General features: G+C 59.2%; 15 protein-coding genes and 2 tRNA genes. 8 read left to right on the top strand and 9 right to left on the bottom strand.

What is annotated here, in order from left to right; genetic code table 11:
* Positions 1-80 precede the first annotated feature (80 nt).
* Complete coding sequence (locus ACFWYE_RS00680) at positions 81-1,310, bottom strand: MFS transporter (RefSeq protein WP_379108971.1); 1,230 nt, start codon at positions 1,308-1,310, stop codon at positions 81-83.
* 325 nt (positions 1,311-1,635) lie between these two features.
* Between ACFWYE_RS00680 and ACFWYE_RS00675 the strand changes: the two genes are divergently transcribed.
* Together ACFWYE_RS00675 and ACFWYE_RS00670 are read left to right on the top strand one after the other, a co-directional pair.
* A complete protein-coding gene (locus tag ACFWYE_RS00675; RefSeq protein WP_379108969.1) occupies positions 1,636-2,625 on the top strand; it encodes a DUF1624 domain-containing protein in 990 nt (329 codons plus the stop codon).
* Entirely contained in the window at positions 2,622-3,092 is a 471-nt protein-coding gene (locus tag ACFWYE_RS00670; protein WP_379069697.1) for a methyltransferase family protein, read from the top strand. Before ACFWYE_RS00675 ends, ACFWYE_RS00670 begins: the two co-directional genes overlap by 4 nt.
* Positions 3,093-3,138: 46 nt before the next feature.
* Here the strand turns inward: ACFWYE_RS00670 and ACFWYE_RS00665 are convergent, their stop codons facing one another.
* From ACFWYE_RS00665 to ACFWYE_RS00655, 3 genes are read right to left on the bottom strand one after another with little or no spacing between them, the layout of a single operon-like run.
* Positions 3,139-4,452 (bottom strand): homoserine dehydrogenase, encoded by a 1,314-nt coding sequence (locus ACFWYE_RS00665; protein WP_379108967.1) that lies wholly within the window; start codon positions 4,450-4,452, stop codon positions 3,139-3,141.
* A gap of 50 nt (positions 4,453-4,502) precedes the next feature.
* Positions 4,503-5,720: an LL-diaminopimelate aminotransferase gene (locus ACFWYE_RS00660; protein WP_379069686.1), complete on the bottom strand. Its 1,218-nt coding sequence runs from the start codon at positions 5,718-5,720 to the stop codon at positions 4,503-4,505.
* A 42-nt stretch (positions 5,721-5,762) separates the two neighbouring features.
* Entirely contained in the window at positions 5,763-6,167 is a 405-nt protein-coding gene (locus tag ACFWYE_RS00655) for a hypothetical protein (RefSeq protein WP_379069682.1), read from the bottom strand.
* A 125-nt stretch (positions 6,168-6,292) separates the two neighbouring features.
* On the opposite strand from ACFWYE_RS00655, the gene phaC reads away from it, so the two are divergent.
* Together phaC and ACFWYE_RS00645 are read left to right on the top strand one after the other, a co-directional pair.
* Positions 6,293-8,125 carry a class I poly(R)-hydroxyalkanoic acid synthase gene (gene phaC, locus ACFWYE_RS00650; protein ID WP_379069679.1) on the top strand — a complete coding sequence of 611 codons (1,833 nt, stop codon included), beginning with the start codon at positions 6,293-6,295 and terminating at the stop codon, positions 8,123-8,125.
* Between the two features lie 267 nt (positions 8,126-8,392).
* Positions 8,393-9,631 carry a YcbK family protein gene (locus tag ACFWYE_RS00645; RefSeq protein WP_379108965.1) on the top strand — a complete coding sequence of 413 codons (1,239 nt, stop codon included), beginning with the start codon at positions 8,393-8,395 and terminating at the stop codon, positions 9,629-9,631.
* A gap of 44 nt (positions 9,632-9,675) precedes the next feature.
* Here the strand turns inward: ACFWYE_RS00645 and ACFWYE_RS00640 are convergent, their stop codons facing one another.
* Positions 9,676-10,086, bottom strand: a complete 411-nt coding sequence (locus tag ACFWYE_RS00640) for a hypothetical protein (RefSeq protein WP_379108963.1) — start codon at positions 10,084-10,086, stop codon at positions 9,676-9,678.
* A gap of 46 nt (positions 10,087-10,132) precedes the next feature.
* A complete protein-coding gene (locus ACFWYE_RS00635; RefSeq protein WP_379108962.1) occupies positions 10,133-11,149 on the bottom strand; it encodes a GNAT family N-acetyltransferase in 1,017 nt (338 codons plus the stop codon).
* A gap of 29 nt (positions 11,150-11,178) precedes the next feature.
* On the opposite strand from ACFWYE_RS00635, the gene ACFWYE_RS00630 reads away from it, so the two are divergent.
* Positions 11,179-11,253: transfer RNA gene (locus ACFWYE_RS00630), tRNA-Glu, on the top strand.
* Between the two features lie 503 nt (positions 11,254-11,756).
* On the opposite strand, the gene ACFWYE_RS00625 is transcribed toward ACFWYE_RS00630, so the two are convergent.
* The 3 genes from ACFWYE_RS00625 to mgtE form a co-directional block, all read right to left on the bottom strand.
* Positions 11,757-12,854 (bottom strand): helix-turn-helix transcriptional regulator, encoded by a 1,098-nt coding sequence (locus tag ACFWYE_RS00625; RefSeq protein ID WP_379108960.1) that lies wholly within the window; start codon positions 12,852-12,854, stop codon positions 11,757-11,759.
* Positions 12,855-12,977: 123 nt separating this feature from the next.
* Entirely contained in the window at positions 12,978-13,364 is a 387-nt protein-coding gene (locus ACFWYE_RS00620; protein ID WP_054308087.1) for a MerR family DNA-binding transcriptional regulator, read from the bottom strand.
* A gap of 245 nt (positions 13,365-13,609) precedes the next feature.
* On the bottom strand, positions 13,610-15,013 hold the full coding sequence (gene mgtE, locus ACFWYE_RS00615; protein WP_379069669.1) for a magnesium transporter: 1,404 nt from the start codon (positions 15,011-15,013) through the stop codon (positions 13,610-13,612).
* 236 nt (positions 15,014-15,249) lie between these two features.
* On the opposite strand from mgtE, the gene ACFWYE_RS00610 reads away from it, so the two are divergent.
* From ACFWYE_RS00610 to lipB, 3 genes are all read left to right on the top strand, one after another.
* Positions 15,250-15,334 (top strand) — tRNA-Leu (locus ACFWYE_RS00610).
* Positions 15,335-16,400: 1,066 nt separating this feature from the next.
* The gene (locus ACFWYE_RS00605) at positions 16,401-17,342 is read left to right on the top strand and encodes a right-handed parallel beta-helix repeat-containing protein (protein ID WP_379108958.1); all 942 of its coding nucleotides are present in this window, start codon (positions 16,401-16,403) and stop codon (positions 17,340-17,342) included.
* Positions 17,343-18,232: 890 nt separating this feature from the next.
* Complete coding sequence (gene lipB, locus ACFWYE_RS00600) at positions 18,233-18,976, top strand: lipoyl(octanoyl) transferase LipB (protein WP_379109728.1); 744 nt, start codon at positions 18,233-18,235, stop codon at positions 18,974-18,976.
* The last annotated feature ends 553 nt before the right edge of the window (positions 18,977-19,529 follow it).

The following is a 19,529-nucleotide window of genomic DNA, read 5'->3' as shown; positions in this document are numbered from 1 at the left end:
CGCCGGAATGCGAAGCCGGCCAACCACTTTGCACCGGCTGGCACAACGATAGGCTGCCGCATCAAGCTTGTGAGGATCGATCAGTGCGTTCTTCGTGAGCCTGGATCGACAAAGGCCACGGCAACCGCGGCTGCCAAGGCTATCGCAGAGACGATCAACATCGAGCTCAAAAGCGTATTGACAGTTCCCGACGCGCCGAGGAACTGCCCCGCCACCGCGACGATCAACGCCCCACCACCGATCGACATTGCTGCTGCCAGTCCCGCTGCGGTGCCTGCCATGCCCTTTTGGATTGTCATGGCCCCCATATTGGCGGCGGGCAGCGTCAACCCATTGCCAAGGCCGATGAACATGCACGGGCCGAAAAACGCCAAGGGATGCGTAATATCGAACGCGGACAGAACCAGGCCAAACAGGAGCCCGCCACAGGTCAGCAAACGAGCAGCGATGAGCAATGTGGCCCGAGGCACCCTCAAGCCATAACGGCCGGTCAGAAAACTGCCGCAGATAAAGCCCGCGGGGACCATCCCCATGAAAAGGCCGAGCAGCGCACTCGATCCACCGACCACCAGAGGTGCACCGGCCAGGAAGATGTAAAGTATCCCGGACGATGAGGCCATCACGACTATGTAAGCCCAGAACACAACCGAACTTAGCAGCCGTCCATATGAGCCGAGATAGACCCCGCTTCGCCTGACTGGAGAGAGTGTCTCGCTCAGTTCTCGTTTCGACAGAGAGAGAATAATTGCGCCAAAGGCCGCAAGAACGACAAAGATCGTCCGCCACCCCAAGAGTTCATCCAGCGTTCCTCCTAAGGTAGGACCGAGCATCGGCGCCAAGGCCCATGCCATCGCGGCGTAGCCCACCCTGCTCGTCCCCTCATATTCATTCGATGTTTCTTTGATGGCGACAAGAGCCACGCAAAAGCAGGCGGCAATCGAAGCTTGCATTGCGCGGAACACGAGGAAAACAACAATATCAGGGGCTAGCGCGCAACCGATAGAAGCCAGAATGAAGATCGAGAGCGAGACCAGCGCCACGGGTCTGCGTCCGTATCGATCCAACATCGCGCCAGAGATCAGTTCCACGAGCGCGGTCACAATCGCATACCCCGCGACCGCAAGGCTGATCAGCTCGAAGTCCACACCAAATTCCATCGCGATCTTGGGCAGCGACGGCGATATGATGTTGACAGGCAGCACCGAGAGTGCGGACAGCAGGACAAGAATGACAAATCGAGATTTCGAAATGCTGCCCGCAGTCCCCGCACCCGGTATACCCGTGTCCGGGAAATGACGATCTTTCGTCATGATCGCGTCCTTGATTTTGTGGAGGTTGGCGGATCGGACATGGCCGACCCGATCCGACGGCAATAAAAAAGGCTCCGTCAGGAGCCTGTTTGCCGCGCATGGGTGCTTTCGCCGGATGGTTACACCACCCCGCCCATGCGCCTTCCTACCACGAATGCGATCATTTCAACGTTCATGATCGCATTGCTAGACGGCGGCGGCGATCCGGTCAACGTTTCAGAATTCCATTGCTCGAGCGGTTGACCGGAAGAAGCGCCGCCAACCATTCTCGCTTGGGCCGTATCCGTGCTAGGCATTGTGCGGTTGCAATTTCGAATCCCGCCGCATGAGCCTCGAACAGCAGACAAATCCCTCCCGTCGCATTACCGTTATCGATGCCCTGCGCGGCATCGCGCTTCTGGCGATGGCCAGCTACCATTTCACCTGGGACCTTGAGTTCTTCGGGTATGCAAGCGCCGGACTGACGGCGCACGGACCCTGGAAGCTCTATGCGCGCTGCATTGCGTCGAGTTTCCTCTTCCTGGTCGGCGTCTCGCTGGTGCTTGCGCACGGCGACCGCATCCGCTGGCCGGGCTTCTGGAAACGGTTCGCCATGGTGGTGGCGGCGGCCGCTGCGATCTCGCTGGTAACGTATTTCGCAACGCCCAGCAGCTTCATCTTCTTCGGCATCCTGCATCAGATTGCCCTGGCCAGCGTTCTCGGCCTCCTGTTCCTGCGCATGCCGGCGCTGGTGACATTCATCGTCGCCGCACTGGTGATCGCAGCTCCATTCTATCTGCGCTCGCCCATTTTCGATCATCCCGAACTCCTGTGGGTCGGCCTCTCGTCGGCCGATCCGCGCTCGAACGACTATGTGCCGCTGTTTCCCTGGTTCGGCGCCGTGCTGGTAGGCATCGGCCTGACCAAGACCGCCAAGGCAGCTGGCTTGTTCGACCGGCTGGCCAACGTCTCGTTCGGCCGGACACTTGAACGCCCGCTCACTTTCATCGGTCGCCACAGCCTGGCCTTCTACCTCATCCACCAGCCGGTGCTGATCGGCTGCGTATGGCTGTTCGCACAGATATGGCCTGCCCCCGCACAGGATCCGAAGCTCGGCTTCACCAATGCGTGCCAGGCATCGTGCCTAGACAGCCGAGACGCCGCGTTCTGTGTGCGCTATTGTGGCTGCATGCTCACCGCGGTCGAGAAGGACGGCCTGCTGACAGGCATCATGAAGGGCGACCAGCCGGCTTCGGCCAGGACGCGCATCAGTGACCTCGCCAGCACATGCACGGTTCAGACCGAGGACGCCATGAGCCCTGGGGAACCGCAATGACCGACGCCCCGCGCCTGCCGTTTCCGTTGCCGCCGATCATCTTCCTGATTGCGCTGATCGTCGGAGTTGGCCTGGGCATTCTCTATCCACTGCCCTGGTTCGGAGACGTCCTCGGCGACATCCTGTTCGGTTTCGGTTGGCTGGCTGCGCTGGGCGCGGTGGCGTTGTGGTTCACCGCCATACGCCTGATGTACAGGGCCAGAACGCCCTTGAACCCGGTCGCCACTCCGGCACACCTGTTGACCAGCGGACCATTCGGCCTCAGCCGCAACCCGATTTATCTGTCTCTGGCAACCCTGGTCATCGGTATCGGGCTGATCATCGGCAACGTCTGGCTTATCCTGCTGGCGTTTGCGGCAGGGTTGGTGACAAGCAGGCTGGTGATCCAGCGCGAGGAAAAGACCCTCGCCGGCAAATTCGGCAAGAAGTATCACGACTACGCTAAACGCGTGCGCCGCTGGATCTGAAGCCTCTCGGCCCTCATCGGATGTCGGACCATTGCGGCATGCGCTCTCAGCCAGCCCGTTCGATGCGGATCACCTGTGCCTTGTCGGTCAAGTGACCGTCCTTTGTGATGGCTTCAACCGCCTTGCGTACCGCCGCTTCCGTGGTCTCATGCGTGACCAGGATGACGGTCTTCTTGTCGACCGCCTCCGGCCCGACGGCGTGCTGGACGATAGATTCCAGTGAAATGTCGTTGTCTGCCATGCGCTTGGCCACGGAAGCGAACACACCGACGCGATCATGCACGGTTAGCCGAATGAAATAGCCCCCCGCATGGCTGCGCATCTGGGCCTTCTTGTAAGGTTTCAGCTCCTTGGCAGGACGGCCGAACACCGGTCCATGCTGGAAACCAGGGCGGCTCTTGGCAATGTCGGCGATGTCGCCGACGACGGCCGAAGCTGTGGCATTGCCACCGGCGCCGGGGCCGGACAGCAGCAGTTCGCCCAGTATGTCGGTCTCGATCGCCACGGCGTTGATGACACCGTGCACCTGCGCAATCACCGAGGCGGTCGGCACCATGGTCGGGTGCACGCGCTGCTCGATGCCGCTTTCGGTGCGCTGGGCAACGCCGAGCAGCTTGATGCGATAGCCAAGTTCGGCTGCGGCACGGATGTCGGCCTGGGTGATGTTGGAAATGCCCTCCAGATAGATGTCGTCGGCAGCGATCTTGTGGCCGAAGGCAAGACTGGTGAGGATAGCGAGCTTGTGCGCCGTGTCGTTGCCTTCGATATCGAAGGTCGGGTCGGCCTCGGCATAGCCAAGACGCTGTGCGTCCTTCAGGCATGCCTCGAAGGACAGGCCTTCGGCCTCCATACGGGTCAGGATATAGTTGCAGGTGCCGTTCAGGATGCCGAAGACGCGATTGACCGAATTGCCGGCCATCGCCTCGCGCATCGTCTTGATGACTGGAATGCCACCGGCCACCGCCGCTTCATAGTTCAGCAGCACGCCTTTCTTCTCGGCAATCTCGGCCAGCGCCACGCCATGCTTGGCAAGCAGTGCCTTGTTGGCGGTCACCACATGACGGCCGCCCTCGAGTGCTGCCCTGACGCTGTCACGCGCCGGTCCCTCGTCGCCGCCGATCAGTTCGATGAACACGTCGATCTCGTTAGAGCGGGCAAGATCGACCGGGTTTTCGAACCAGGATACCTTGGCAAGGTCAACGCCGCGGTCCTTGTGGCGGTTGCGTGCCGAAACGGCGGTCACCGTAATGGTACGACCGCACTGGCGGGTGAGTTCGGCTGCCTTTTCGGTGAGCACGCGCACAACCGAGGCACCAACGGTGCCGAGGCCGGCAATTCCAACACGCAAGGATTCAGCCATGATGGACGGCCCCTCTTTCTCGATCATTCAGGATGATTGGCGGCAGCGGTTCAGCGATGCGCCGCCAGCGGCACCACATTGTTGGGTTGCTTGGCGGTAGTCGCCAGGAACTTCTTGATGTTGCGAGCCGCCTGCCGGATGCGGTGCTCGTTCTCGACCAAAGCCAGGCGTACGTAATCGTCGCCATGCTCGCCAAAACCGATGCCAGGCGCCACCGCCACATCGGCGTGCTCGATCAGCAGCTTGGAGAATTCGAGCGAACCGAGATGCTTGAATGGCTCCGGAATAGGTGCCCAGGCAAACATCGTCGCCGCTGGCGCGGGGATGTCCCAGCCGGCACGGGCAAAAGCGTCGACCATCACGTCGCGGCGCTTGTGATAGATATCGCGCACTTCCTCGATGTCCGAGCCGTCTCCATTGAGCGCGGCGGTGGCAGCGACCTGGATCGGTGTGAACGCGCCGTAGTCGAGATAGGACTTCACGCGCGTCAGCGCCGCGATCAGGCGCTCATTGCCGACAGCAAAGCCCATGCGCCAGCCGGGCATGGAAAAGGTCTTCGACATGGAAGTGAATTCGACGGTGACGTCGATCGCACCCGGCACCTGCAGCACGGAGGGGGGCGGGTTGCCGTCGAAATAAATCTCCGAATAAGCCAGGTCCGACAATATGATGATGTCGTTCTTCTTCGCGAAAGCCACGACGTCCTTGTAGAAGTCGAGCGTCGCGACATAGGCCGTCGGATTGGACGGATAGTTGAGGATCAATGCCAGCGGCTTCGGGATCGAGTGGCGCACGCCCCGTTCCAGCGCCGGGATGAAACCGTCATTCGGCTCGGCCTGCAGTGAACGGATGACACCGCCCGACATGATGAAGCCGAACGCGTGGATCGGATAGGTCGGATCCGGACACAGCACCACATCGCCCGGCGCGGTGATTGCCTGCGCCATGTTGGCGAAGCCTTCCTTGGAGCCGAGCGTCGCCACCACCTGGGTATCGGGATTGAGCTTCACGCCAAAACGACGTGCATAATAATTGGCCTGGGCGCGTCGCAGGCCAGGGATGCCGCGCGAGGACGAGTAGCGATGCGTGCGTGGATCGCGCACCACTTCGCAGAGCTTGTCGACGATGGCCTGCGGGGTCGGGAGATCGGGATTGCCCATGCCCAGATCGATGATGTCGGCACCGCGTGACCGCGCGCTGGCCTTCAGGCGATTCACCTGCTCGAAGACGTAGGGTGGAAGACGGCGGACTTTGTGAAACTCTTCCATGTTCGTTCCGATCGAGAGGCGCTTTGGCGGCGCGCTATAGCCTTATTTGCAATTCGGGTCGAGAGCGGGGTCACACTTGGCCCCGATCTGCTTCAGGGCATTCTTGGCGTGGCTGGCCTTGAGCTTGTCGAGCTCGGCGGCATCCGCCGCGGCGGCTGGGTCGCCGGGATGGGCCTGCACATTGGACTTCGCAGCCGCCAGCTGCGCAAGCTTGGCGTTCTTCTCGTCTTCCGTGAACTGCGTGGCCGCATTTCGCGGCTTGATGTTCAGATTGGGGAATGTGCCAGTGTCTTTCGGACCGGTCACCGAACCACCGGACTGTACTGCCATCGAAGGGCCACTGCTCGAACTCGCGCAGCCAGCCATGGCAAGACCACCGGCGACAACGAGCGCCAGCGACAACCGTTCGGCACCGGCAACCAGAAGCTGACCAAAACGAATTGTCATACTACTTTCCCGCAATGGCCATTAAAGCTCACTTTCCCGTCACGGGAGAGCAAAAGCATCTTGGCTCCTATTCGACCTTGCATGATACTATGTCAAGAAATGCCTAGGGAGGAACCGCGCAAACCATGGCCGACAGACCCGATGCAGGCAAGACGGACACCCATGAACCGCCATCCGTCGAGCAGTATCTGGTAAAGGATCCAGAGCGTTTCGCGCTCAATCTCGCGCGCGTGGTTGAGCAGGCGGGCAAAGCTGCCTCGGCCTGGGCTGAACCGCGTGAACGCGGCGAGGTGCGCGACAGCGTTGCCGAGCCGATGGCCGACATGGTCAAGACCTTCTCCAAGCTCACCGAATATTGGCTGGCCGACCCCAAGCGGGCATTGGAGGCGCAAACCAGGCTGTTCGCGGGCTACATGAATGTCTGGGCCAGCGCCATCCACCGCGTTGGCGGCGTCGAGGACGACGCCACCGGCATCAAGCCAGAACGCGGCGACAAGCGCTTCCAGGACCCGGAATGGGGCAAGAACGCCTTCTTCGATTTTCTCAAGCAGGCCTATCTGGTCACCTCGCGCTGGGCATCTGACCTGGTCGAACATGCCGAAGGGCTGGACGAGCACACGCGTCACAAGGCCGGTTTCTACGTAAAGCAGGTGTCAAACGCGATCTCGCCGTCCAACTTCATTCTCACCAACCCGGAATTGTTCCGCGAAACCGTTTCGTCGCATGGGGAAAACCTGGTGCGGGGCATGAAGATGTTCGCCGAGGATATCGCCGCCGGCAAAGGCGACTTGAAACTGCGCCAGGCGGACTATTCGAAATTCGAGATCGGTCGCAACATCGCGGTTACGCCAGGCAAGGTCGTCGGACGCTCCGACGTTGCCGAGATCATCCAGTACAGCCCGGCAACCGAAACTGTCCTGAAACGACCATTGCTGATCTGCCCGCCATGGATCAACAAGTTCTACATCCTCGATCTCAATCCTGAGAAGTCATTCATCCGCTGGGCGGTGGAACAGGGCCACACGGTCTTCGTCATCTCCTGGATCAACCCGGATGAACGCCACGGCACCAAGAACTGGGAAGCATACATCCGTGAAGGGCTGCAATACGGCCTCGACGTCGTCGAGCAGGCGACTGGCGAACGCGGCGTCAACGCCATCGGCTATTGCGTCGGCGGCACGCTGCTGGCTGCGGCGCTCGCTCTCCTGGCACAGGAAGGCGACGATCGCGTCAAATCCGTCACCTTCTTCACCACGCAGGTCGACTTCACCTATGCCGGGGATCTCAAGGTCTTCGTCGATGAGGAACAGATTGCGGCACTCGAAATCGCCATGCGCGGCAAAGGCTTCCTCGACGGCACCAAGATGGCGACCGCCTTCAACATGCTTCGCTCGGGCGACCTGATCTGGCCCTATGTCGTCAACAATTATATGCGCGGCAAGGAGCCCCTTCCCTTCGACCTGCTTTACTGGAACGCCGATTCCACACGCATGGCAGCCGCCAACCATTCCTTCTATCTGCGCAATTGCTATCTCGAGAACAATCTTTCACGCGGCCAGATGGAGCTTGCCGGACACACGGTCTCGCTCTCCGACATCACAATTCCGGTTTACAATCTGGCCTCCAAGGAAGACCACATCGCACCGGCACGTTCGGTCTTTCTCGGCTGCCAGTATTTCGGCGGCGAAGTCGACTATGTGATGGCGGGCTCCGGTCATATCGCCGGTGTCGTCAATCCGCCTGCCCTCGGCAAATACCAGCATTGGACCGGCGGCAAGCCGGTTGGACGATTCGAGGACTGGATTGCCGCTGCGACGGAGAACCCAGGTTCCTGGTGGCCGCACTGGCAACGCTGGATCGAAGCGAAGGATGGCACGCGCGTGCCCCCTCGAATTCCAGGCAAGACCATGGAAACGCTGGGCGATGCCCCAGGCGACTACGTGAAGGTGCGAGTGTAACAATCTGTAATATGCGGTGAGTTGACCTGTCCGCCAAAGCGGGCGAAATGGTCACGTCAATCATCATTTTGACGCAAATCACGCAGGCTCGAACGATTTCAGAAGGAAGCTTGCGGATTTGTCACAGGTCTCGTTTCCGATTGCGGAAACTCGATCATTCGGCGGCGCTCCAGCGCCTGAGATGACGGTTCGTATCGGCTAGCGAGGGGGAATTTGGATTTGAGGGCAAACAGCTCGCGCTTCGCGAAAGGAGAACGCCGCGCCGTCATGGCCGCGTTGTGCGCGTTGCTGCTGGCTTCCTGCACCTCGACCGGCGCCCCTGACCTCGGCGTTGCCGATCCGAATTATGCGGCTTCCCAGGCCGGAACGAATCCAGCCGCGCCCACCGCGCAAAACACCACCGATCCGGCCCTTGCAGCGACGACGACATCGCAGGCGTTGATGACCGCCGAGGGCGATACCGCCCTGCCCGAGCAGATCGCCTACCTGCCCACGGCAAAGCCCGGCACGCCGGCATTCCCGCTGACGGCTCCTGCCGACGCGCAGGCGATCGCCGGCACCACTCCCCAGCAACTGGTCGCACCGGAGCAGAGCGCCCAGGAGACGGCGGCTGCGGCTCAGCAGGTTGCGGCCGGAACCACCACCGTCCTGCCGCAGCAAGGCATCGCGGCAAGCCAGCGCGCGGCCGATCCGGCAGCCACGGCAACGCAAGCAGCCGGCGCGGCAACGCCTGAAATGAATCACCCGGTCTATGTGACCGCGGGCGAAATGCCCGCAGCACCGGCCAAACCTGAAAAGAAAGGCTTCCTCGCCTCGCTGTTCGGCTCATCGCCTGCCAAGGCGACGCCGGTTGCTGAGAAGCCGAAACCGATCGTGCCGACCGAGCAGGCTGAAGCCAGGCAGGCGATCATTCCTGAAGACAAGCCAGCCAAGCCGATCATCACGCTGGCTTCAGCCGAAGCCGGCCAGAAGCAGGCGATGCTCGCCTCCGTGGACGGTTCATCCGCCTTCAACAATCTGCCTGGCGTGCGCAAGACCGCACTCTTCGAGATCACGCGCCGCTCGGGTACCTATGATGACAGCGACGTCGACCTGAACGAGGACGATGACGGCGCATATCAGGTGGCTTCCGCAGCCGGGATGGCACGCCTTGCTCCCAACGGCCTGCTCAAACAGACCGAAAGCGTGGATGTCGCCTGCCTCAAGCCATCGCTGGTACGCGTGCTGAAGCAGATTGAAGGACATTATCGCAAGAAGCTGATCGTGACTTCCGGCTATCGTGACCAGGCTCGCAATGTGCGCGCGCGCGGCGCCAAGAACTCGCTGCATATGTACTGCGCGGCAGCCGATATCCAGATCGCCGGTGTCAGCAAGTGGGATCTGGCGACTTATGTGCGCTCGCTGCCGGGGCGCGGCGGTGTCGGCACGTACTGCCACACAGAATCCGTGCATGTCGACGTTGGCCCCGAGCGCGACTGGAACTGGCGCTGCCGCCGTCGCGGTTAGGTCGACCTGGCGCGTTTCCGCTGCGCATTCCTGCCGGAACTGCCCTAGAAGAACTTTTTCAGAAACGCTGCCGCACTCTCAGAGAGGCCGACGATCTTGTTCGTCGCCTGGCGGTAGAACTTGAAATTGAGCTCGGTTCCTGGCCGGCCATCCTGCCAGTCTGTCAAATGCCTGAGCTCGCTGCGGCCGAGCGACCGCCTGGCAAGCGCGGTACGCCTGACGGTGATGCTGACGCGCGGCGTCTGTCGCTCGATGTCCGGCTGCCTCGCAAGGGCTTCGGCCGACAGCACGATACCGCGCGCAACCAGGCCATTTCCGCCCTCGTTCTCGCTGGCGAACAGAAAAATGGTATCGCCGGCGGCAATGGCCTTGCCGCCATACATCGTCTTCTGCGCACTGAACGCAAAATGCTCTGCTTGCGGGTCGGCAATCTCGGTCTTGATCGCGAACGCCATATCATCCTCTCCCTCTGGAAAGGATAGCACGCTCGCAACGAAACGTTCAGACCAGGCAATCCGGCGAAATCAGACGCCATCTGCCAAACAGCGCCAGACCTGCGGCCCTGGCCAGCGCGACGGAGGCCACATTGTCGGTCTGGCAGCGATATTGCGGATGGTAGCCCTGTTCATAGATGTACCTGGCGAGAGTGCGCACCGCCTTGCGCGCATGTCCCCGCCCGCGAAATTCGGCGAGGGTCAGCACGCCGATATCTGCCAGCCGCGCATCATTCCGGCCATCGGCGCGCCAGGGATAGGCGCTGGCGGCGCTGACCAGTCGATCCTGCTGGAAGGAACCGAACACCGCCCAGTGATCGAGTTCGACAAAGGCGTCATCGAGGTCCTGTTCGGAGGCTGCCGCCCGGAAGGCTGAGAAGACGGCCTCGTCTCGTTGCGACAAGTGCCGAGCAACATCCTCGCTTTCCAGTGCAAGCTCGATCCGTCCCGATTCGCGGAAATAGAAAAGATAGTCGGCGCCGTGCAGACTGATTCCCGCCTTGTCCAGCTTCTGGTGGAAAACCGGCACCGAGAACCGCTGCCCTCGATCAAGGCCAGCCTTGTCGGCCAACGACGGCGTCACCGCCGCCAGGATCTTGCCTGCCGTCGTTTCCAGCACAGTCACTCTCTCATCCTCGTCGAGAGCAGGATTGATCGCGAGCAGAAAGGCGTCGTCGTCATGGAGCACGTCGCAACCTGCGAAAGGAAATCTCCAAAAATCAACAATATCCTGCGAAAACAATGGCATACTCCATATCCAACCGACTGCCGCATCGACCTTTGCCGCACACGCCCTGGCGGATTCGCGTTCGCGCGGAAAGTCACGTTCCCTCGCTGCGTCGGACAAGGCGGCAACAATGCGGCGCCAACCATGCCAGCGCTCCGACCTTTGCTGCGCCAGACCAATTTCGGGGCATCCACGCAGATCGGGGCGTGGAAACCCTGCAAATCCTGCTGTTTCGGGCCTGCTTCGAAAAGGTTGGAAAAAAATGCAAAAACCCGATTTTGACGGGTTGCCCGCCACGCACAACGCCACTATAAGCCGCCTTGGCTGCGCCCATCGTCTAGCGGTCAGGACACCGCCCTTTCACGGCGGTAACAGGGGTTCGATTCCCCTTGGGCGTACCAGTTTCTCCAAAGTACTTAGCGATATATCGCCGGAACACGGCAAGCATCCGTCGAGCAAGCGAATGCGCGCTTCCATCAAGCTGATGCGATCGCCGCAAGAGAGCAACTCGCAGGCTTCATCGCGTATTCGAAGCCGCCCCGGATCTCCCGGAGACACCGATGGGCGCGCAATATCCGAAGCCGAGCCATCCCGCTCGATTTGGGTTTCGGAGGGATTGCCATTGGTACCTTCTGGTAACGCATCGGTGTTAGCTTTGGAACGCTGAGTGATGTTGGGGAGTATCACTGTGAGTAATCCAGGACACAAAATTCGGGGGTATGACCCGTCACCTTCACCGTTCTACAAATTTGCTTTGATCGTGTTTTCGGCGGGAGCTGCGGTGACCGCGGCGCTGGAGTGGGTGCTTCCCGCTCTGAATTAGGGCGTCAGAAGAGCCGCGGACAGGTGGCGATATTCAAGCTGCTGGCCGATGACAGGACTGTGTCGACAGGACCCGGCGAAGCTAGCCGACGCTTCCGAGATTGCCTGCCAGCACGATGAGATCCGCCTGTCGGCTGGCGCCGGTCTTGGCGAAGATCGCACGCAGATGCGCACGTGCCGTTTCGTAGGAGATCGACTTCTGTTCGGCAATCTGCCGCAACCGCAAGCCTTGGCCGAGCAGTGCGGCGACTTCGGCCTCGGTGCGTGTCAGCCCGAAGGTCTGGCGTAAAAGTCGCGGCTCGGCCGTGTTGCGCCGCTCCGGGTCCTCCAGGAGGCAAACCCCGACGGATGGTGAGAAAAAGTCTGGCAGGCTGCCGCCCAACCGCTGGATGCGCATTGCCAGCGGCCGCTTTCCCTCCCTCGCTATCAGGATCGGGCCGTCAGAACCGTCGGGACGCAACCACGATTCGGTGAGTACGGAGCGCATCCGTTCTCGGATAAGCTTCGTCTCTTCGGAACGACGCGAGCGCAGTTCTCCTTTGCTGACCTGCAGCTCGCCCCCCAGCAACCGGCTGGCGGTGTCGTTTGCACTCGTCACCTTACCGAAGCGGTCGAAAAAGATGGCCGCCACATCCGCCATCTCGAAAGCGTCCATCATGCCGGTGATTCGATGCTGCATGGCGCTGCGCATCAGCGTCGATGCCATGGTAAGACGATCACGCATCGCACGCAGCACCGCGACCTCCTCATCGCTGAAGAAGTCGTCGGTGAGTTTGCGATGCAGCGTCATGACCAGCATGTCCTCAGGTCGCGAAAAGGCCACCATGCACGAGCGCCCAATACCGTGCTTGGCGTGGAAGCGGTAATAGGGATGATTTTCGAAATCATCACGCGACGTGTATTCTGGATCGCAGGCGGTGCCTTGCCGCAGAAGGAAGGGCACACCACGCAGCCGCCATTCGTTCGCATACCAGCCGTTGTTGAAATAGTCCTCGAAAGCTCCCCCGAGGCTTTCGGTCGATACGATCAGCCCCGGTGCTCGCTCTGCCACCGGAATGATGTTGACACCATGCGAGCCTGTCGCCTGGGCGATACCATCGACCACCTCCTGCCAAAGCGACGGAATGAGCGTTGCTTCCACAACCTTGTCGAGGGCAAGGTCGAGCCCCTTGAGGTCCATATCCAAATCCCGAGCCCCCCAGCTCGCATAACCCTTAGATCATTGCAGAGACGCTGATGGGAGTACAACGGAAAAGCTTGGCGTCTGTTCCGGGGAGTACCAAAGGATGAGACCCGGCGGGGCTCAGGTGCTGACGCCCAGCTCCACAAGCCGCTCCACGCAGGACTCCTCGGCCTGGTCGAGTTCAGCCAGTGTCTCTTCAAGGTCTCGACGCTTCTGGCGCAGCGAATCCCGCTTTTCCTCGATGCGCTTGATCATCAGCTTGAGCTGCCCGACTTCGCCGGGCGGCTCCTTGTACATCTGGATGATTTCGCGAATCTCGGCGATGGCGAACCCTAGCCGCTTGCCGCGCAGGATCTGACGGATGAGATGGCGGTCGGAGGGGCGAAACAGACGCGTACGCCCGCGCCGCACCGGAGCAACCAGCCCTTCGTCTTCGTAAAATCGCAGCGTGCGCGTCGAAATATCGAATTCGCGCGTCAGTTCGGTGATCGTGTAGTATTCCCGCATAGTCACTCCGGGCGCTTGCGCCGTTGTCCGTCGTGCCACTCCTCGCAGACGAATGATGCGAGAATCGAACAGCATGCGGGTTCCATTGAAGCTTCGCACGGCATTTACGTAAAAGTCAATTGCAGGCAAAAATCCTCAATTGTTTCTGTAACTCAGCGGCTTGAATGCTCTTTGCCCTCGCTCACAGCAGATTGCTGCGAGCGAAGTGCGAGCCAGGCCAGTTCGCTAGCGCCCCGGAATGGCACTCACCCCAGATGCAGCCACCAGCTGGCGAAACTCAGGAAAGCCAGGAAACCGATCACGTCGGTGATCATCGTGGTGAAAATCGATGACGAGATCGCGGGGTCTGCTCCGAACTTGTCGAGAAAAAGCGGGATCAGGATGCCGCCGAGGGATGCGGCCAGCATATTGACGATCATCGCCGCCGCAATGACGAGGCCGAGATCCACATTCTGGAACCAGGTGCCTGCGACCAGCCCAAGCAAGGTCGCGATGATGGCCCCGTTGAGCAGCCCGACCAGCACTTCGCGGCGAATGACGCGACCAGCATTGTAGATGTCGAGATCGCGGGTCGCGAGCGCCCGCACCGTCACAGTCATGGTCTGTGTACCGGCATTGCCACCAAGCGAAGCAACGATGGGCATCAGCGCGGCCAGCGCCACCATCTCCTCGATGGTGGCACCAAACATGCTGATGACCGATGCCGAAAGGAAAGCGGTGCAGAGATTGACCAGCAGCCACGGCACGCGCGAACGCGAGGTCGCCGCCACCGTGTCGGACAGTTCTTCGTCACCGACACCGCCCATGCGCAGAAGATCTTCCTCGGCCTCCTGCTGGATGACATCGACGACATCGTCGATGGTCAGCACGCCGACCAGCCGTTCATTCTCGTCAACGACCGCAGCAGACAGAAGGTCGTATTGTTCGAACTCGCGTGCCGCCTCTTCCTGGTCCATCGTCGCCGGAATGGCGTGGCGGGTCTCGTGCATTATCTCCTCGACCTTGACCGCGCGCTTGGCGCGCAGCACCTGGTCGAGCCCGACAGCGCCGAGCAGCTTGAATGTCGCGTCGATGACGAAGATCTCGGAAAAGCGGTCAGGCAGATCCTTGTCCTCGCGCATGTAGTCGATGGTCTGTCCGACAGTCCAGAACGGCGGTACGGCGACGAACTCGGTCTGCATGCGCCGGCCGGCGCTTTCTTCCGGATAGTCGAGAGCACGCCGCAGCCGAATGCGCTCGGTGAACGGCAGCTGCGACAGGATCTCGTCCTGGTCCTCCTGGTCGAGGTCCTCCAGGATGTAGACGGCGTCGTCTGAATCGAGCTCCTGCACAGCCTGCGCGATCTGCGCGTTGGGCAGGTTGTCGACGATGTCGAGGCGGATCGCCTCGTCGACCTCGGTCAGCGCCGAGAAGTCGAAATCGGAGCCGAGAAGGTCAACGAGAGCCCTGCGTTGTTCGGGCAGCAGCGCTTCCAGCAGATCGCCGACTTCCGATTGGTGCAGATCGCCCACTTCCCGCTTGAGGGCGAGGATGTCGCGGTCGGCGATGGCTGCACCGATATGGGCGACGAAGGGCGCACGGATGACGCCGTCCTCGCCGTATATTTCGGCGTGAACCGGCTCGGCCTCGTTGCGCTCTTCACCTTGCATGATTTCCCCGCGACCGGTTTGAAGGGAAAGGGTCAGTGCCGGTGTAGAACAAGACGCCGCCGGATTGAAGCCGTTTGAACGCCGGAAAAGTGTGCCAATCCAGGCTTCCGCGAGCAGCCAGCTCCGGTTGGCAAAAACTCTTTGCCGGAAGTGCGATTATTGCTTGAGATGGCCTTGTTTCGCCGGAAACGATTTGCTACACGCCGCGGGCCGGTCCACTCCGGCTCCTACCACGTGCGGTCGTGGCGGAATTGGTAGACGCGCAGCGTTGAGGTCGCTGTGGGGCAACCCGTGGAAGTTCGAGTCTTCTCGACCGCACCATTTTTTGTAGAAAAAAGCACTGTCTGCTGGCGCTTTCCCGATGCACTGGATTGACTAGTTATGATCCTGCACATCGGTGCCGCACCCGCAGATTGCGCATGAACGGTTGACGTGAATCCAAAGAGGGCGCTTACCTTCGGTGCCTAGGATTTCTAATCACTCGCATCCAAGGCCACCGTCACAATCGGCCTAAGAGTGACATCCTCCACCTCGCCATGCTTCAGGGCCGCGAAATTGCGCTTTTCGCCCCCCCCTGCCGTTATTGGATCGTTACTTACCGAAGCATGCGACAACTACAGGCAATCAAATGGGCGGCAAAGCTATCCGCTTCGTCGGACTGATCTCCTATTACCTGTACCTCCGGCATTGGCCAACTAAGTCTTCTACCAATTGATGCTAGCGAGCAGTTGCAGCGTAGCTTCGACGTCATTTGGTCAATCGCGATCACTTGCGCACTTTCGATCCTGAACCGCTGGATTGTACGCTAGCGGCAAAGGCTTAAACCACGCGATCGCGACACCATAAAATCATGATGATAGTATTCAAGTTTATCCAGGCAGATCTGAACATGACAAATTCTTAACAGGCTTCGAAAAGGCCGTTGCAGCGCTGTCCCAGAATAATCCCAATCGCCTCCAATCCCATTACGAGCTCTCTGTGACTCAGGCGGCCTAACTAGTTAGGAGGCCCTAGTCTAACGACACAAGGACGTCTAATGCTCGACCCTGCAGATATCTTCTGCACTCCATAAAGCAGTGCAATGATTTCAGAGAAAGAACCATCTTATTCGATGACAACGACATGATGACAGCGGCAGCAAAGCTACCTAGCCAAGAAAATCGATCCCAGCATTCAATTGAAAGCCGATCGGATCGAGACTGTTCATCCAGCGTATACACGTTGGGAGAACGATCTCTATAATTGCTTCTTTGGGTATAATGTGAGAATTTTGGGCCTACATTCCTCAAGAAACACAAAAGGCCGAGGCTTCTCTCGATCCGCCAGTTACCATTGTCAGAAAGTTGGACTCGCAGTACTATGTGATAGTTTATTTGGGGGGATTCCAATGACTAGATTCAACGTCTTTCTGGCGTTTGCTGCGTTTGCGGCAGGCGCGCTTCTTACTGCGACTTATGCTTCGGCTCAAGCAACGCGCACTTGGGTTTCTGGAGTAGGTGATGATGCCAACCCTTGTAGTCGCACCGCTCCATGCAAAACATTTGCTGGAGCAATATCCAAAACCGCCACTGGTGGTGAGATAAACTGCTTAGATCCAGCCGGCTTCGGGGCAGTCACAATTACAAAGTCTATGACAATCGATTGCACAGGTACTTTTGGGAGCATCCTCTCATCTTCCACTAACGGCGTTATCGTGAACGGCGCGAATGCTGCGGTGACCTTGCGAGGTCTATCGATCAATGGCTCGCCTTCGACCTCACCTGGGATCAATGGCGTTCGATTTCTGCAAGGCGAGACCCTAATCATTGAGGACGCCATCATTCAGAGCTTTACAGCTGGAGGTTCCGGCAACGGAAATGGTGTCATGATCTCGCCATCTAGCGGTAACGTGAGCGTGGTCATCAACGACACCAAGATATTCAGAAATGGCGCAACGAACGTTGGCCACGGCATTCTCTTTTTGCCAACTGGAGCAACGAACATCTCTGCCTTAATCAAAAATTCGTCGATCGACAATAACGACTTAGGTATAAATGTTGCCAATAGCGGATCTGGATCTATTAGAATAGCGATTACAAATACTTCTATGTCTAACAACGATCGCCACGGCATAAATGCTAGTGGAAATACCAGTGTGAACATCCTCGATTCCACGATCGCGAACAATAACATAGGCTTGCAAGCGGTCAGCCCTGCTGCAATTCGAGTGGGAAGTTCGATGATTGCCGGCAATGCTATTGGCGTTGGCGGCGATGTGCAGAGCTTTGGGAACAACCAATTGATCGGAAATACAGTTCCGGGATCTCCGGCATCCGTGCCTCCGGGCTGAACCGTCTACATTTTGTTTTCTGCCGGTTTCCATGCCGGCAGAAAACTTTTTATGCTAAAATATGCTGGGGTAACCGCAGAAGCAAAGTCCGCTTACATCACCGCGTCGATCAAGACAAACGAATCCGAAGTGGCAAAGACAATCTGCATTAGCACATCTTGTAGAGCTATTCAGGCCTCAACCGGATTCGAGGAGTCCTGCAGCATGAAATTCGGCATGAACTGCCGCAACGATATCCAATCAACGCGGAGGCGAAAAAGATATTCCCGACTTCTCCTTCAAGTTCGACCCGCGTATCCAACCTCGACTAACTTAGGTCTCTAGAAAGACCTTTCCTTTTGAACTGCTCTTGTCGAGCGTGGCGTCGAAGTGATTTATGCAAATTGCCACTGTGCCATTAATTTTGCAGTTACTGAGAGCGTTCAGAAGAACGTGGTGTCCAATCGAAAATTCGTCTGGTTTACCAGGCGGAAACGCTTCAGTGTCTTTGGCTATCGGCTCAACCATTATCCGCACGACAGCTCCTCTCCTGTCTCGCGTCGTCGCCTTTCATATGCGATGAGATCACATGGGCCGTCTTAATATAGCGTCGTAACCGTGAGAAGAGATAAGAAAGAGTGAGAAGTGTTGATGTCTAAGGGCGATGTGCCTCAACCACACCATGTGCTTCACAGGCGGTTCTCAACGATTTATTTCGACTGAAAAATCTTAGGTCTCACCTCAATGCAAGCCGGGAGACATATTTCAGGCAGGTATCGCAGCTCGACCGGACGGCGAATGCCAGCCCCTTTCCCGAACTTGCGAGATTTCCCAGACGGCTGGGACAATCGCCGGAACTGGACGTCGGCGCGGATTGACGCCATATGATGTCCAGCCTTTCCGTGAGCACCATGACCGAACGCAGCCAGATAGCCACGACGTTCCTGCCTTTTGCCGGCTCCGCGCCGGTGGAGTGGCGCATCGAGCCCGGTCTTGTCGACTACACACGCGCGCTCGACGTCATGGAGGCGCGCGCCGAGGCGATTCGCGTGGGCACTGCGGGCGAGATGATCTGGCTGGTCGAACATCCCCCGCTCTACACCGCCGGCACCAGTGCGCAGTCAGGCGACCTGATCGACCCGGACCGCTTCCCGGTGTTCAAAGCCGGACGTGGTGGCGAATACACCTATCATGGTCCTGGCCAGCGGGTCGCCTATGTGATGCTGGATCTCAAGCGCCGGCGCGAAGACGTACGCGCCTTTGTTGCAGCCCTTGAGCAGTGGATCATCGCAACCCTTGCCGCCTTCAACGTCAAGGGAGAGCGGCGGGAAGACCGCGTCGGCGTCTGGGTGGTGCGACCCGACCGACCAAAATCATTCGACGGCGCCCCGGCTGAAGACAAGATCGCGGCGATCGGCATCCGCCTGCGCAAATGGGTGTCTTTCCACGGCATCGCCATCAATGTCGAACCGGACCTCTCGCATTTCGGGGGCATCGTTCCTTGTGGTGTCACCGATCATGGCGTCACCTCGCTGGTTGATCTTGGCCTGCCGGTGACAATGGCTGATCTCGACGTCGCCCTGAAGGCAGGCTTCGAGACCGTATTCGGGCCTGCTGAGGCACCCGAAGTCGCGTTGCAGCGCAAGGCAGGCTGAAGCCCTGTAGAGTTGGAGATCAAGGCAAAGTCCTGCAAACTCCGCCTCTACGACCTGACAAGGTTCCCATCGTCGCTATGGAAGCAGCGAGGCAGGAACATATCCAAGAAAAGCGCGTTGCGATCACCGCAAGCGTACGAGCGATACACCGCGCCTAGACTTCATGAATGCTGGTTCTGATGGGATTTGCCCAAAGGTCCGTAGCGGGCCAAACTGGCAGTCTGTCTTTTGTGGTCGACTGAAGCGTCGGTGATAGGGCCGCGGCCCGCCGGCCGCGACGATTTCCTCACATCGCGCCGATCCACATCGCCATCGAGACCAGGAAAGCGCTCATGCAGACAAGAGAGGCAACGTCCTGGATCAAATCGGTCATGGCTGGCTCCTGTTGTTAATATGTACGTAATTTGTTCTAATTTTGTTCTAAAGTCAACGGAACAAAGCAGCACCATCGGACGATTCCGGGTGGCGCGTGGAGCCAAGGTTAAAGAAAGGTTGACGAGATCGAAGGGACGCCGGTTATGCCGGCAATTCACAGGCGCCCCGTGCCCGCCCC

The organism is Mesorhizobium sp. NPDC059025 (assembly GCF_042739655.1).
Taxonomy (GTDB): Bacteria; Pseudomonadota; Alphaproteobacteria; order Rhizobiales; family Rhizobiaceae; genus Mesorhizobium.
The sequence above is the reverse complement of the archived record's forward strand: the minus strand, read 5'-3'. Positions and strand labels throughout refer to the sequence as shown.